Consider the following 15,565-nt stretch of genomic DNA (forward strand, 5'->3'; position numbering starts at 1 on the left):
GATTTTCTTAATATGAAAAAAAAGTAAAAAGGATTGTGAAAACCCTTAGCTATTAATATAATTACTAGAGTTTTCATCAATCCTTTAATTATTTTCTTAAGAAATATTAACTAAATAAAGCTACGAAAACTAATGTTATTGTACTAATTAGCTTAATTAATACATGAAGTGATGGACCTGCTGTATCTTTAAATGGATCTCCCACTGTATCTCCTACCACACTTGCTTTATGAGCCTCTGACTTCTTTCCTCCAAAACTTCCTAATTCTATATATTTCTTTGCATTATCCCATGCACCACCTGCATTATTTAGAAACAACGCCATTACAACACCTGCTATTGTACTTATCATTAAAAATCCACCTGCTGCTTCTTTTCCTAATAAAACTCCCACTAGTACTGGTGTTGTTATTACTAGTATTCCTGGAAGAACCATTTCCTTAAGAGCTCCTTTTGTAACTATATCAACACACCTAGCATAATCAGGTTTTGCTTTTCCTTCCATAATTCCAGGAATCTCTTTAAATTGCCTTCTTACCTCTACTATAATGTATTGAGCTGCTCTTCCAACTGCTCTAATAGCTGTTGAGCTAAATAGAAACACTAACATAACTCCAATAAATCCAGCAATAAATACTTCTGGTTTACCAATATCAATTGAATACCATGATTCTAACGGCTTTCCTAATATACTTTTTACCTGATCTAGGTATGCTGAGAATAACAAGAATGTAGCTAATGCAGCTGATCCTACAGCATAACCTTTAGTTAGTGCCTTTGTAGTGTTACCACATGCATCTAATCTATCTGTTACTAGTCTTACCTCTTCTGAAGCCCCTGACATTTCTGCTATACCTCCAGCATTATCAGTTATAGGTCCAAAGGTATCCATTGCAAGAATAAATGCACAAGTTGATAACATTCCCATTGTTGCAATGGCAGTTCCATATAATCCAGCATTAGGAATATTACCAAGAGCCGCATTCCCAAGCTTATATGAAGTAAAAATAGCAATGGATATAAATAGTACAGGCAATGCTGTTGATTCCATACCCATAGATATACCAGTTATAATATTTGTAGCTGGACCAGTTTCACAAGATTTTGCTATTTCTTTTACCGGTCTATTATTCACTGATGTGTAGTAGTTAGTCAAAAGAACAAATGCATAACCTAAAACTATTCCTGTTACTGCACATCCATAAAGCATCCAAGTGTTAACTTCACTTCCATCTGGAAGAGTTCCAGTTAACATGTATCTTACATTAAAGATTAGGAATATAAGAACTAATATAGTGGTAATTCCATAACCTTTATTAAGTTCCTTCATTGGGTCTTCATCTTCATTCTTAACTTTTACAAAAGCTATTCCCACTATAGACGCAATTATCCCTAATGCACGTGCTACAAGAGGAAACAAAATTCCCTTAACTCCAAATATAGGATATAGGGCTACCCCTAGTATCATAGCTCCAACATTTTCTGCAGCTGTTGATTCAAATAAATCTGCACCTCTGCCTGCGCAGTCACCAACATTATCTCCAACTAAATCTGCTATAACTGCTGGATTTCTTGGATCATCTTCTGGAATTCCAGCTTCAACTTTACCTACTAAATCTGCTCCTACGTCAGCAGCCTTTGTATAAATTCCTCCACCTAATTGTGCAAATAACGCAACTAAAGAAGCTCCAAATCCAAAACCAACTATGAGTGATGGCGCCTCTTTTATTAGAGTATCATTCCCTGATGCTCCTCCAAATAATAAAAACAATGTTGAAACTCCAAATAACGATAAGGTAGTTACAGCTAGTCCAGTAATTGCACCACCTCTGAACGCTATCTGTAAAGCTTTATTTAAACCCTTTCTTGCCCCCTCTGCTGTTCTTACATTACAATTAACAGTCATATACATGCCTATATAGCCTGATATAGCTGAACATAAAGCACCCATAACAAATGCTACTCCAGTATGCCATGCTATGCTGGTAGCGTCACTACTTCCCTTTGATAAATTAGCAAAATAATTAGCTCCTGTAATTATAATAAGAACTATTATAGCTATTAAAGCAATAGTTTTATATTGTCTCTTTAAAAAAGCCATTGCTCCTTCTTTAATAGCATTAGATATCTCTTGCATCTTAGGGTTTCCTTTTTCTTGCTTAAAAATGTACTTTGACAGAATAATAATAGCTAGTACTGCAATTATCGTAACCCCGTAAATTATACCAAAATAGATAGTCATGATTAACATCCCCTTTTAATAAGATTACTTCTTTGACGTTTTCATAAATACAAAAAGATACTTCATTCTAGCTCTCAAAGCAACCTTACGCAGAGGCAATGTGGAGGAGGTGTTCAAAAGACACGATGAAATATATTTGTGTATTTTATATTTATAAGATTTTAATTTGGTAACTAAAACCTTATATACTAATTTATTATTAAAATATTAAAATATTAATAAATTAACAAAAGATGAATCCAATAGTTAATACACCTACTTTTTATGTAGGCGTATTAACTATAGATTCATCTTCATTCGTACTTAAATATACTTCATTAGTTGCTTTATACTAACTATTTTTATCCCTCAAAACTCTTAAATGCTTCTATAAATTTATCTATATCTTCACTTGAATGCTTTGCTGAAAGAAATAATGCCTCAAACTGTGAAGGTGGCATGTTTATACCTTTTTTTATCATGTGAATAAAATACCTTTTAAACCTATCATTATCACAATTCTTAACATCAGCATAACTCTCGATAGTTTCTTTTTCTGTAAAGAATATAGTAAACATTCCTCCAGCTCTATTTATAACTACTGGTATTTTATTTTCTTTAGATGCTTCTTTTATACCCTGCTCTAATCTATCTCCTATTTCTTCAATATGCTTATATATCATAGGATTTTCATATAATTTCTTTAAAGTTGTTAATCCTGCTGCCATCACTATTGGATTACCTGACATAGTTCCTGCTTGATAAACTGGTCCAATTGGAGATAGCATTTGCATTATTTCCTTCTTGCCTCCATAGGCACCTGAAGGAAGTCCCCCTCCCATTATTTTTGCATAAGTAACAAGATCTGGCTTTACACCAAAAAGGCTTTGTGCACCTTTATATGCTACCCGAAATCCACTCATTACCTCATCAAAAATTAGTAGCGCACCATATTTATCGCAAAGAACTCTTAATTCTCTTAAAAATTCTTCTTTTGCTACAATTACCCCCATATTACCAGCAACAGGTTCTATAATAACTGCAGCAATATTATCCCCTTGTTCCTCAAAAACTTTTCTTATACTTTCGATATTGTTATACTCAGCTACCAATGTATTTTCTACAGTTTCGCTTGGTATGCCAGCACTCCCTGCTATTCCAGCAGTTAAAACTCCTGAACCAGCTTCAACTAGAAATCCTTCAAAGTGACCATGATAGCAACCTGAAAATTTTAATATTTTACTTTTTTTTGTGTATCCTCTTGCTAGTTTTACAGCACTCATGGTCGCCTCTGTACCTGAGTTAACCATTCTTATCATTTCAACATTATCAACAGTCTCACATATAAATTTTGATAATTCTAGTTCAAGTCTTGTTGGCGCACCAAATGCAATTGCATTGCAAGCTGTTTTTGAAATAGCCTCTACTACATCTTCATCACAATGACCTAAGATAAGTGGTCCCCATGCTAAAACAAAATCTATATACTCATTGCCTTCTTCATCATATATGCGTACACCTTTCCCCTGCTTTATAATGGGCGGATTTATATCAAAACCATTATAAGCTCTTACAGGACTATTTACTCCACCAGGCATATATTTTTTAGATGCTTCAAATATTTCATTATTATTCATAAGTCTTTAGTGAAATGGATTTTCTAAAAGGTTTTAAGTTCAACTAATAACTTATTCATGCCTGATATCAAACAAGTATAAGTTAAGTTTCCTATAAAAAACCTATATAATCCTCTCACTAAATTCACCGCCTTTCTAAAATATAAGTCACAATATTTCTTATCCATATGCCTCTCATTAATTACCATAATAATTATATCACTTGTAAATTTATTAATACCACCTTTTCTTATATTGTTATTTTAACTTTAAGTAGCATTATTTTAGTTTTTCAAAAAAATAACCTCAAAATACTTAAATTTTGAGGTTATCTCATAAAAACTATTAATTAAGTGAAATATTTATATCCCCTGAGGAAGTATCTATTTTTAATTGTTTGTACGGATCATTTCCTACTTTTGCTGTTGCTTGATTTCTTTTTTTATTATTATAACTTAAATCAAAGTTTGATTTTATATCTCCAGAAGTACACTTTCCTTCAAACATGAAGCTCAATTCCTTTGGCATATTCACCTTAATATCTCCTGAGGTTGCAGTAATATTAGACTTATCATTTATATCTTTATACCCTACTTTAATGTCTCCGGATGAGGCTTCAATATCTCCAGAACCTGAAAGGGAAGATATTCTTATATCGCCTGATGAAACATTTATATCATAGCTTTTTCCTATAAGACTATTAACATCAATATCCCCAGATGAAGCCTCTAGATTTATTTTATCAGCCTTTATTTCGCTATTACATTTAAATTCTCCTGAACTTTGGCTAAAGGATGCTTCTTTAAGACTTATATCATCATTTACTATTATATCTCCAGAAGAAGATTCAATAGAAAGATTGTCACTGTACTTCTTAGGAATATAAACTTCTACTTCAGATCCAAAATTACCAAAACCAAATATAAAAAATTTAAGATGATTTCCTCCTTTTTTTATATTTATGGTATCTCCATTTTTCTCCATAGTGAATTTTTCTTCTTCCTTCAAAGTTCCATAAGCTTTTTGAACAACTTTTATATTATCCTGGTCTGTAGTATAGATAGATATATCGTCACTAGAAAAATCTATATTTATTTTTTTAGCATCTTGCAGTGACATTTCTTTTGTTTGTTGAATCTTTCTATCACCACTATGGAATACGATCATTTTGTAAAAGTTGCCCTTTCCTCCAGCAGCTATTCCAAATATAAGTGCCCCAGTAAGTGTTACAGCAATTATTCCCCATATAATTATACTTATTACTTTTAACCTTTTCTCCATATTATTACTCCTTTAATTGAAAGCTTAGAGTGATAATTCTTTCTATTGCAGCTCCTACAATAAATATAATCCAAGAGAATGCCCATGCATTAAAGACAAAACTTATTAGTAAATATATTGCAACTATCAATGTCCAAACTATTGACTTTATTGACTGCATAACTCCATTTTTCTTTCTATTAGTTGATTTCCATTCTTTAAACTCTTCAACCATTGTATTATCTTCTTTAATATATTTAGACTTTGACATTCCATTATAAATTATTAGTCCAGTTGCTACAGCATCTATAGTAAGCATTAAAGATACAGATATAGCATCATTTACTCCCAAAAACTCATTACTTATTATAAGAACAACTACACTCATAATATACAAGCCTACAGAAATTGATATCATAAGTGCAGACTTTTGTCTTTCTTTTTTCATTTCTTCATAATTAAAAACATCATTTTGCTTTAAACCTCTTATTAATTCCTCTACATCGCCAACACCAGACATAGCAGAATTTATAGCTTCATCTTCACTCTTTCCTTGCTCAATTAAATCATTATATCTGTCTATTAAGTTAGCTAAAACTTCTTCTTTTAATTCGTATGCTCTATTGGTTCTAGGGGCATCTTGAAAGAGTTCCTCTACCCTTTCTCTTAATTTTTCATACATTATTACCTACCTCCATTAATTAAACTATCAATTAGTTGCTTTGATTCATTCCAATCCGTACGATTCTGCTCGAGTGCAGCTAAACCCAATTTAGTTATGGAATAATATCTTCTTCTTGCTCCAGTTGTTTGGTCTCCCCAGTATGAGCTTATCAACGATGACTGCTCCAACCTTCTGAATGCTGAATAAAGAGTTGCTTCTTTTAATTCATATTTATTATTCGTTTTTTCTTGAATAGACTTATTTATTTCATAACCATAGCTGTCTTTTTCCTCTAAATGAGCTAATATAATACTCTCTGTATGTCCTCTTATTATATCTGAAGTAATAGACATACCCTCACCTCTTTATCTAAAATTTTACTTTTGTTACTTTTTATTCTGTAGTTATATCATAACAATAGATACCTCGTCTGTCAAGGTATCTATAAAATAGAAGTATATAATTTTTTTAAAAAAACAAATAGCCTACACACACTACTGTATAGGCTATCTACAAACTCTTAATTTATTTAACTAATTTTATAATTTCTTCTGTATTTCTAACCTTCCCTATCCTTGGAAAAATGTTTTTACATACATAATCATGTTCTTCTTTACTCATAGCTGTCATTGCATCTTCAACAAAGACCTGATTATACCCTCTTTGGAATGCTTCTCTTGCTGTGGTATCTACTCCTATTCCAGTTGATATACCACACAATACAATTGCATCTATCCCTCTTCTCCTCAATTGTAAATCAAGGTCTGTTCCGTAAAACGCCCCCCATTGTCTTTTGGTAATTAAATATGTATCATTAATATCAGCTAATTCTGGGACAATCATATCCCATCCTTCACTGTGCTTAGCTGCACTTCCTATCATATCTGTTTTTGGCTTTAACATATCCTTCCCATCTAAAGTTGAAACCCTTACTAATACTACAAAGCCATCTTTCTCTTTAAATGCCTTTGCTAACTTTACTGCATTACTGACAACAACCTCTCCGGTATTTGGTTTAAGATCTCTATTTGCAATTCCATTTTGAAGATCTATTACAACTAATGCAGTTGATTTTAGATTAACAACTTCATTTTCTTCTTTAACTTTTTCCACCTTCTGTTTCCTCCTACACTGCTTTACTTTTTATAATTGGTTTAGTTTCAAATCTTTTAAATACTTTCTTATATACCCACAATGCATTTATTAATAGTAGAGTACTAGTAACAAAGAATACATATTTAATTCCCATTAGTGAAGCTACCTGACCTCCTAATATAGATCCGCAAAATACTCCTAAATATTGAGCTGACATATTAAATCCAAATACTCTTCCTGTTATAAAATCTGGTGTTATTCTTTTTACGAATGCGTTAATAGATGGATTTAAACCTGCTGTAGCTAACCCTAAAATAAATCTTAATGCCATAAGTTGCCATGGACTTTTAACGAATGCTTGTGGTATAAATACTGCACCTGCAACTATGAGAGCTATTAACATAACTTTTTGCGATCCAATTTTATCTGAAAGCTTGCCAAGCCTTGGTGCTGCTAAAACACTAGCTAACCCTGAGGCAGAAAATGTTGCTCCTGAAATCAATGCAACATGAGCAGAATTTTTAGATAACTGCGTAACGTATACTGTTACTATTGGCTCTATTGAATAGAGAGCTAATTGAAGTATAAAAGAAGTTATAAACATGGTTATAATTAAACTGCTATTTGGAATGTTTGCCCATACCTCTTTCATAGTAAGTGTTTTTTCTTTAGAAGGGGTGAAATCTTCTTTTACAAAAAATAGTGTTGTAACAAAAGCTATCATCATAAATCCTCCAGTTATATAAAACACCCATTGAGTTCCAAGTATTTCTTCCACATACCCTCCAAGCATTGGTCCAAGCAACGATCCTGAAACAGATGCCGTAGAAAGAGTTCCCAATGCCCATCCTGCATGTTTTTTATCGGTTTGAGTTGCTATTAACGTAGTACATGCAGTGCTATACCCTGTAATTACCCCTTGCAGTAGTCTTAACCCTATTAATTCATATACGTTATGAACAAAACCCATACTAAATATTACAATTGACATTCCAAGGCTTGCACGTAATAACATTGGTTTTCTTCCATACTTATCTGCTGCTTTTCCCCATATAGGTGAAAAAATAGCTGATATTATAAATGTAACTCCAAATGCAATCCCAGATAATTGTTCGATAAATTCTACATTATTGATACCTAAATGTTTTATGTATATTGGTAATACTGGTGCTATCTGGCTCATGCCTATTGCTGTTGCAAACATACCAATCCAACAAACGACTAAGTTTTTTCTCCAAAGATTCATATAATATAATCCTTTCTATGTATAGTTCTTCAAATCACAGATGTGATGATTATATTATAATTATAAGATCATTAGCCCTTATATCTCCATGCATTATATTAGACTCCATGGACATTTTTGCTATAAAATTCTGACGGACTTATTCCTTCTATTCTCTTAAAAATTCTACTAAAGTAAAATTCATCTTTAAAACCTAAAATTTCTGCCACTTCCTTAACTTTCTTATCCCCATCTATAATAAGCTCTTTAGCCTTATCAATCTTCATTTTATTAAAAAATTCTATTATAGAATAACCTGTAATTTCTTTAAAGGATCTTGATAGATATGTCGGTGATAATTTAACTAATTCTGATAACTCATTTAGTGTTATCTTTCTTTTTATATTTTCATTTAAATAAGAAATTATATTATTAACTTTTAAGGCAGTAGAATAATTAGATTTCTTTCTATTTATATTATTTAATATTTCATATAATATCTCTTGCAACATTGTCCTTGATGCAAACTCATATCCCAATAACTTCTCATCCCAAAGGTTAGTTAACTTTCTAAACAAAACATCTATAGTATAATAATCTATTAACTTTTCCATTGGATTTAAAGGAAGTAGCTCATTACTACTCTTAGTTACCCATGTATTCTTGGAATAACTTAGTTCTACATAACTAAAGTGAACAGATAAAAAGCACATTGGTTCATTCTCATCTACTTCTATAGTGTGTGTCTTGCTAGGATTAAAATAAAACAGCATGCCTTTCTCTATGCTATATCTTTTATCTTCTACAGAAATATAACCTTTTCCACTATCTATCAATAAGAGCTCATGGTGATTGATTCTTCTAGTTAACTTTTTCGAAAAATCTTTTTTCTCATCCACAAATCTATGATTACAGTAATGAATGTAAAAATATAGATTATTTAGTTTCATATAAATCACCTCTCTATTAAATAACTTTATTATACAAAAAATACATATAATCTGAATATATCTATATCCAAACTATATGTATTAAGTAAAACTAATTGAGATTTATTTTAATTGAATCCTTTAAATCTACCTGATAAAAGCTATCATACTTGGGTACAGCAAGATAGGCATCGTCGGAAATCCTCCCTTTAAAAATGTAATTATATCCACCAACTGAATAATTTTTAAATTCTATATCGGGTTTCATAAATTCTTCTGGCTCAATTTTAACTTCGGATAATTCAAATTCCTTTTTCTTATCAGTTAAATTATTTTCTAAGAACTTATATTTTTCTATATCTTTCACCACAAAAATATTATTTCTATTAATTATATCTAATCCTTTAAATAAAATATTTATCTTTATGCTTTCATTGCTTTTATGAATTGAATTAATTACAATACTGCAGTCTTTCCCTTGATTTATTTGTTTGCCCACCTTTAAATCGCTTATCCTAATCCATTCATAATCATTTATACTATAATTGATTATATTTCTCTTTTGAAGTATAGGAATTATCGTTATTGAATCTGGTATTTCCTTTGCTGCTGTGAATCTAGTATATCTCTTATATACATCTTTTCCATTACTATTCTCTTCATGTAAAACCCTCTCTATTTCTGGGAACAACTCTTCTCCCTTATCTGTTACAATTACATAATTGTATGATAGGCTTGTTGATTTTTCTCCCATTATTTTATCCTTCCATTTTTCTTTTTCAGTTACCATTGTATTTTCAATTGTAGTTCCAAAGGGAGAAATAATAATCTTGTCTAAGTTTAAATTCATATTATCATTTATTCTTAACACCCCTGCGTTATCTATTCTTTTTGTTTTTGCTATGAGTTGATCCTTTGAAGCACTAAACTTAAAACTCCAATTTCCTTGTGTCTTTCCTATACTATCTATATTAAATTCTATATTTACTTTTTTATCTATTTGATAATTTGATAAATCCCATCTGGTTAATCCTATATATTCCCCATAATCTTGCAAAGTTTCTTCCGATGCTCCTCCTAACTTATTAGGTATTTCTCCAATAGATATTAGTTCATCATCATAAATTTTATAATCTTTATTAACATTCTCTTTTTCTAATAACTTTTGATTCCCGTTTATCTGTACTCCATTGATTGTTAATGTTGCTTTATTTATTACATTAGATTCGTCAAAGTTTTTATCGCTCTTAAGTTTGTAGCTTAGATATAAATAATTCCCATCATATACTGCAGAATTAAGTGTAATAGCAATTCCTTTATCTTTGGATTCTATGTTAAGATTTTCTTTATATTTTGAGTACTCCGGATTAATGAAAGTTGAATTTTCTTCTAAAAAATTAAGAACTGTCCCTACCACTGGCATACTTTTTGCTAAAGCTGGATCTTCGATCATAAAAAGTGAACCAATTACTACTGCAATCCCAATAGCCACAGGTATCTTTCCCAGTTTAAGTTTTCTTTTAAACTGAAAACTATCTTTTGATTTTCTAAAATTTCTAATTACCCTTTTCTTCATCATATCTGATATATTTACATCAATTGCCTCGTATTTTTCCACATCTATATCTACTTCATTAAAAAATTCATATATATCTTTCATTTAAATAACCTCCACAAAAGAATCTTTTAATTTTCCTCTTAAAACCTTCCTACTTCTACTTAGATGTGTATTTACATTTCCTCTAGTAAGTCCTAATTCATTTGCTATCTCTTCCACAGACATCTCTCTAAAATACTTTTTTAAAAATATATTTTTATCTAATTCACTTAGTTTATTTATGTGAGTTAATATTTCATCCTTAAACTCTTTTAAAATCAATCGTTCTTCTACATACTCATTTCCTACTATATTTAAATCATCAATATTATCTAATAATCTTAATCTTGCTTTTTTTCTACTATAATCAATTGACTTATGCTTTGCTATAGCACAAATCCAATTTTTAAACTTCCGTTCATCACCAATAAACTTATCTATATTACTCCATATGGATAAAAAAACATCATTTATACATTCTTCCATATAGTCTCCATCTCCATAACTCCCCAGCACAGAGTGAACTACTTTATAAAGTAAGTTACTGTATTTCTCTATTATAAATTCCATAGCATTAGCATTTTTTCTTCTTAGTTCTTCTACAATATCTTCATTCTTTAGCCTCATACAATCCTCCCATAAATAAAATTTAAAGCTTATCAATATATAACTTTTTCATTATATATATTAAAACGATATAAATATCCTTATAGTTACATATTTACTATTATTTTTTATTGCTTTAGAAACCGAAAAATCATAAAATACCTTATTGAATACATAATATATCCACATTAAATATTTTATAAAAATTTATATATATATTTGTAATATTATGAAAAATATTGTAAAATATTTTATGTAGGGACAAGCCTACTATTAATATTTATTAAGTAAAGGGGAATGAATAAATGAGTAACAAATTTAATTTCAAAGCTGAAAGCTCAAGCAAAACTTTATTTATTAATGTAAGAGGATCATTTACAGAGGAAGATGGCAAGGCTTACATAGCAGAATACATTAATCAAGTAAAAGCTATAGATGCAAAATCATATAAGTTATTTCTTGATTGCACAGAATTAAATGTGACATCTCAAGATTTATCTGCTATGCTTCAAGGCTGCTTCGAAATGTATAAAAATGATGGTTTTATCAATGTTCAAGCAAAAATCATAAACAATGCAGTTTTAAAGATGCAACTTAATAGACTTGCTAAGAATGTTGGACTAGCAAACTTTGAAGTTGTTTCTTAGTTTAAAACTCAGTACATAACCTTTTGTAAAAAAGTATTAAATTGAAAAAATATTATAAAACTTTTTATACCAAAAAACTCACAATGCCTCTTACTTATTCCAAAGGCATTGTGAGTTTTTTGGCAAATCTAGTATTTAAGCATTATAGCACAGGTTGTCCAATTAGTTCCCACAGACCATAAACAAACATTATCCCCTCTTTGTATTGTTCCATTTTTAATTCCTTCATACAAAGCTATAAAAGGACTGCTTGTACCAGTGTATCCATATTTATTTCCGATATATATAAATTTACTCAAATCTTCCCCCATTGCCTGTGAGCAGGATGTTATTATCGGAAATGCAAATTGCGAAAAGCAATATGCTTTTATATCCTCAATCTTCATATTATGTCTATCTAATAACTTGTGTACACTTTCATTAGCAAACTCTCCTATAAAACTTCCATCAAAAGGAGTCCAATGTAATTGTCTATCGTAAATTGAACTATCATATATTTTTGATAATCCACAAGCAGGGAATTTTACTAAGTCCCACTCATCTGAATTAGTCTTGTATACACTATCAATAAACCCTGACTCTTCATCAGTTTTTTCTATAACCATTGCACATGCTCCATCTCCAAAGACAGGATATGTCATCTCATCATCTTTTCTACAATGTATAGATGTATAATCAGCTCCTATTATTAAAGCTCTCTTTGTGTGCTTATTATTTTGCAAATATCTTGCTGCATTATCAAAAGCTACAAGCATTCCTACACAATTAGTATTACTATCTGTGCACATAGCTTCATCTTTTCCTTCTATGTACTTATGAACTATCAGTGCTTGCGTTGGGAATGAATATTCTGGCATCTGACTAGAAAAAATGATGCAATCAATATCTTTCCCTGTAATTCCAGCTGACCTTAATGCTTTTTTTGCTGCCTCAATACCCATGGTTAGAGTATTTTCCCTATCATTATTAATTAAATACCTTTTTTCTTTACCGAAAGCCTTTAACATTCCAGCTATATCTTTGTCATATTTTTTGAAATGTTCTATAAAGAACTCGTTTCCTACAACATTCTCTGGATGGTAAACTTCTATAGATTTAATTTTTACATTACTCATAATGCACCTCCCATTTTTAGCTACATAATATTATTATATTAAAATTCTAATTAAAAATCCATACATAATTGGGTAATTTGTAATATGCTATAATATAAAACAAAATCCCCCATATCTTTAAGGATATGGGGGGATTATAATTTCTTTATTTATTTATCCACTTACTAGCTTCTAACGCGTAATATGTTATTATTATGTCTGCTCCTGCTCTCTTCATTGATAATAGCATTTCTAGTGCAGATCTTTTTTCATCTAACCAACCCATTTTAGCTGCTGCTTTTATCATAGCATATTCACCACTTACATTATATGCAGCTATAGGGTAATTAAACGTATCTCTTGCCTTTCTTATTACATCCAAATAAGATAATGCAGGCTTAACCATTACTATATCTGCCCCTTCTTCTATATCTTGTTCAATTTCTCTTATAGCCTCGTTTAAGTTACCTGGATCCATTTGATATGTTTTTCTATCCCCAAATTCTGGTGCAGAATTAGCTGCTTCTCTAAAAGGTCCATAAAATGCTGAACAATACTTAGCTGAATAAGCCATTATAGGTATGTGCTTAAATCCACCTTTATCTAGTGCTTCTCTAATTTTTGCAATTCTTCCATCCATCATATCTGAAGGTGCAATCATATCTGCTCCTGCTTTCGCATGAGATAGGGATATCTTTGCTAAATATTCAAGAGTTTCATCATTTTCAACATCACCATTTCTTATGATTCCACAATGTCCATGGCTTGTATATTCGCACATACAAACATCTGTTATAACCAAAATACTATTATTTAGTTCTTTAATTTTTCTAATAGCCTTTTGCACTATTCCATCATGGTCATATGCTGAGCTTCCGCATTCATCCTTATGATCTGGTATACCAAAAATCATAATTCCCTTTACTTTAGCTTCTTCTATTTCATTAACTAATTCATCTAACTTATCAATTGAGTAATGAAAGTTTCCTGGTAGAGAACTAATTTCCTTTTTAATATTTTCTCCTTCTACCACAAAAATCGGATATATAAAATCATTAGAAGACAGACTATTTTCCCTTACTAAATCTCTAATTGTTTCACTTGCTCTTAATCTTCTTCCTCTTTTAATCACTTCATTTTCCTCCACACTTCAGTTATTTTATTTATAAGTCCATCTTGACTATGCTCTTCACAAACTAATGCATCTATTTCTTTTTCTTTAAGAGCTTCATATGTTACTGGGCCTATTGCTATACATATCTTCTCTCTAATCTCATTTATATCTATGATATTAATAAGATTATTCACTGTAGTTGGGCTCGTAAATAGAACTATATCTACGTCTTCAAATGCTTTTATATTTTTCATATCACCTTGTACTGTTTCATAAATGGCTACCTTATCTACCTGTAGTCCTAATTTACTTATTTCTTGGGTAAGATAATCCTTTGCTTGCATAGAACCAGGTATAAGTACCTTTTCATTTGGCTTTAAGTCATTTTCCATTACCTTGAATAACCCTTCACTTAAAAACTCCTTGGCAATTCTATCAGGAAATACTCCTCTTTCTTTTAATGCTTTTGAGGTAGCCTTACCTAACACGCTAAAGCTAGCTTTTATATTTCTTATGTCATACTCTATATTTCTTAAATAATCAAAGAAATAGTTAACTGCATTTACAGAAGTGAGTACAATATGATCATATACATTTAATTTATTCTTATATTCACCTAGATTATAAGTCATATCCTTGAACTCAATAGAATTCAACTCTGTTACCTCTGCCCCTAAATCTTTTAATTTATTTTTAATTTTAGTTGCTTGCTCTTTTGATCTAGTAACACATATATTGGCCCCAAAAAGAGGTAACTTCTCATACCAATTTAGCTCATCATTTAACTTAACAACTTCTCCTACCACAATTATGCATGGAGACTTTAGTCCAGCTTCCACAATCTTCTCATATATATCTTCAAGAGTTCCAACAACTTTCTTTTGTTTGGAGGATGTTCCCCTCATTATTACAGCTGTTGGCGTTTGAGCTGCTTTACCATTTTGAACAAGATTATGAACAATATTATTTAGATTTTCTAGCCCCATTAAAAATACTAAGGTACCATTTTCTTTAGCTAGACTACTCCAATTAATTTTTAGTGTGTTGGCTGACATACCCGTAATAACATGGAAGCTTTGAGACATCCCTCTTTGAGTTATAGGTATCCCCCCATAGCCTAGCACTGATATTGCAGATGTAACACCAGGTATTACTTGAAACTCTATCCCTTCTTTTATAAGCTCTAAAGCTTCTTCTCCGCCACGCCCAAACACATATGGATCTCCACCTTTTATTCTTCCAACAATATGTCCTTCTTTAGCTAGCTTAACCAACATATTGTTAATCTCATCTTGAGTTTTATAGTGACATCCTGGCTCCTTACCACAATAATAAACTTCACAACCTTTATTTAAGAAGTTTAAAATATTACTTCCTACGAGTCTATCATAAAGTACTGCAGTACATTCTTCTAACTTTCTTTTTCCTTTTAGAGTAATTAATTCTTCATCCCCAGGACCAGCCCCTATTAAATATACTTTTCCCATTTTGTCCTCC

14 protein-coding genes are annotated in these 15,565 nt (G+C 30.9%); 1 reads left to right on the forward strand and 13 read right to left on the reverse strand.

Annotated elements, in window-relative coordinates; all coding sequences use genetic code 11:
• Positions 1-106: 106 nt before the first annotated feature.
• The 10 genes from JK634_RS16765 to JK634_RS16810 form a co-directional block, all read right to left on the reverse strand.
• The gene (locus JK634_RS16765) at positions 107-2,242 is read right to left on the reverse strand and encodes a sodium-translocating pyrophosphatase (RefSeq protein WP_202768874.1); all 2,136 of its coding nucleotides are present in this window, start codon (positions 2,240-2,242) and stop codon (positions 107-109) included.
• Positions 2,243-2,583: 341 nt separating this feature from the next.
• Positions 2,584-3,858: a glutamate-1-semialdehyde 2,1-aminomutase gene (hemL, locus tag JK634_RS16770; RefSeq protein ID WP_202768875.1), complete on the reverse strand. Its 1,275-nt coding sequence runs from the start codon at positions 3,856-3,858 to the stop codon at positions 2,584-2,586.
• Positions 3,859-4,182: 324 nt separating this feature from the next.
• Positions 4,183-5,118, reverse strand: a complete 936-nt coding sequence (locus tag JK634_RS16775; protein ID WP_202768876.1) for a DUF4097 domain-containing protein — start codon at positions 5,116-5,118, stop codon at positions 4,183-4,185.
• Between the two features lie 4 nt (positions 5,119-5,122).
• Complete coding sequence (locus tag JK634_RS16780; protein ID WP_202768877.1) at positions 5,123-5,779, reverse strand: permease prefix domain 1-containing protein; 657 nt, start codon at positions 5,777-5,779, stop codon at positions 5,123-5,125.
• A gap of 2 nt (positions 5,780-5,781) precedes the next feature.
• Positions 5,782-6,114, reverse strand: coding sequence for a PadR family transcriptional regulator (locus tag JK634_RS16785; protein ID WP_202768878.1), 333 nt, complete (start codon positions 6,112-6,114; stop codon positions 5,782-5,784).
• A 172-nt stretch (positions 6,115-6,286) separates the two neighbouring features.
• Positions 6,287-6,874, reverse strand: coding sequence for an isochorismatase family protein (locus JK634_RS16790; protein ID WP_202768879.1), 588 nt, complete (start codon positions 6,872-6,874; stop codon positions 6,287-6,289).
• A gap of 13 nt (positions 6,875-6,887) precedes the next feature.
• The gene (locus tag JK634_RS16795; protein WP_202768880.1) at positions 6,888-8,102 is read right to left on the reverse strand and encodes a multidrug efflux MFS transporter; all 1,215 of its coding nucleotides are present in this window, start codon (positions 8,100-8,102) and stop codon (positions 6,888-6,890) included.
• Positions 8,103-8,200: 98 nt separating this feature from the next.
• Positions 8,201-9,031 (reverse strand): AraC family transcriptional regulator, encoded by an 831-nt coding sequence (locus tag JK634_RS16800; RefSeq protein WP_202768881.1) that lies wholly within the window; start codon positions 9,029-9,031, stop codon positions 8,201-8,203.
• Between the two features lie 91 nt (positions 9,032-9,122).
• A complete protein-coding gene (locus JK634_RS16805) occupies positions 9,123-10,670 on the reverse strand; it encodes a DUF4179 domain-containing protein (RefSeq protein WP_202768882.1) in 1,548 nt (515 codons plus the stop codon).
• Positions 10,671-11,234: a sigma-70 family RNA polymerase sigma factor gene (locus tag JK634_RS16810; protein ID WP_202768883.1), complete on the reverse strand. Its 564-nt coding sequence runs from the start codon at positions 11,232-11,234 to the stop codon at positions 10,671-10,673.
• 284 nt (positions 11,235-11,518) lie between these two features.
• On the opposite strand from JK634_RS16810, the gene JK634_RS16815 reads away from it, so the two are divergent.
• The gene (locus JK634_RS16815; RefSeq protein ID WP_202768884.1) at positions 11,519-11,860 is read left to right on the forward strand and encodes a hypothetical protein; all 342 of its coding nucleotides are present in this window, start codon (positions 11,519-11,521) and stop codon (positions 11,858-11,860) included.
• A gap of 128 nt (positions 11,861-11,988) precedes the next feature.
• Here the strand turns inward: JK634_RS16815 and JK634_RS16820 are convergent, their stop codons facing one another.
• From JK634_RS16820 to cobA, 3 genes are all read right to left on the reverse strand, one after another.
• Positions 11,989-12,975 carry a ketoacyl-ACP synthase III gene (locus JK634_RS16820; protein WP_202768885.1) on the reverse strand — a complete coding sequence of 329 codons (987 nt, stop codon included), beginning with the start codon at positions 12,973-12,975 and terminating at the stop codon, positions 11,989-11,991.
• 145 nt (positions 12,976-13,120) lie between these two features.
• Positions 13,121-14,086 carry a porphobilinogen synthase gene (gene hemB / locus JK634_RS16825; protein WP_202768886.1) on the reverse strand — a complete coding sequence of 322 codons (966 nt, stop codon included), beginning with the start codon at positions 14,084-14,086 and terminating at the stop codon, positions 13,121-13,123.
• Positions 14,083-15,555, reverse strand: coding sequence for a uroporphyrinogen-III C-methyltransferase (cobA, locus tag JK634_RS16830; protein WP_202768887.1), 1,473 nt, complete (start codon positions 15,553-15,555; stop codon positions 14,083-14,085). Before cobA ends, hemB begins: the two co-directional genes overlap by 4 nt.
• Between the last annotated feature and the right edge of the window lie 10 nt (positions 15,556-15,565).

This window comes from Clostridium paridis (assembly GCF_016765615.1).
Lineage (GTDB): Bacteria > Bacillota > Clostridia > Clostridiales > Clostridiaceae > Clostridium_T > Clostridium_T paridis.

Excerpts from the sequence above, each read along its gene's own strand:
- JK634_RS16775 (WP_202768876.1), bottom strand. The coding sequence starts at position 5,118 with ATGGAGAAAAGGTTAAAAGTAATAAGTATAATTATATGGGGAATAATT.
- JK634_RS16785 (WP_202768878.1), bottom strand. The coding sequence starts at position 6,114 with ATGTCTATTACTTCAGATATAATAAGAGGACATACAGAGAGTATTATA.
- hemL (WP_202768875.1), bottom strand. The coding sequence starts at position 3,858 with ATGAATAATAATGAAATATTTGAAGCATCTAAAAAATATATGCCTGGT.
- JK634_RS16820 (WP_202768885.1), bottom strand. The coding sequence starts at position 12,975 with ATGAGTAATGTAAAAATTAAATCTATAGAAGTTTACCATCCAGAGAAT.
- JK634_RS16780 (WP_202768877.1), bottom strand. The coding sequence starts at position 5,779 with ATGTATGAAAAATTAAGAGAAAGGGTAGAGGAACTCTTTCAAGATGCC.
- JK634_RS16810 (WP_202768883.1), bottom strand. The coding sequence starts at position 11,234 with ATGAGGCTAAAGAATGAAGATATTGTAGAAGAACTAAGAAGAAAAAAT.
- JK634_RS16795 (WP_202768880.1), bottom strand. The coding sequence starts at position 8,102 with ATGAATCTTTGGAGAAAAAACTTAGTCGTTTGTTGGATTGGTATGTTT.
- cobA (WP_202768887.1), bottom strand. The coding sequence starts at position 15,555 with ATGGGAAAAGTATATTTAATAGGGGCTGGTCCTGGGGATGAAGAATTA.
- JK634_RS16805 (WP_202768882.1), bottom strand. The coding sequence starts at position 10,670 with ATGAAAGATATATATGAATTTTTTAATGAAGTAGATATAGATGTGGAA.
- JK634_RS16765 (WP_202768874.1), bottom strand. The coding sequence starts at position 2,242 with ATGACTATCTATTTTGGTATAATTTACGGGGTTACGATAATTGCAGTA.
- JK634_RS16800 (WP_202768881.1), bottom strand. The coding sequence starts at position 9,031 with ATGAAACTAAATAATCTATATTTTTACATTCATTACTGTAATCATAGA.
- JK634_RS16815 (WP_202768884.1), top strand. The coding sequence starts at position 11,519 with ATGAGTAACAAATTTAATTTCAAAGCTGAAAGCTCAAGCAAAACTTTA.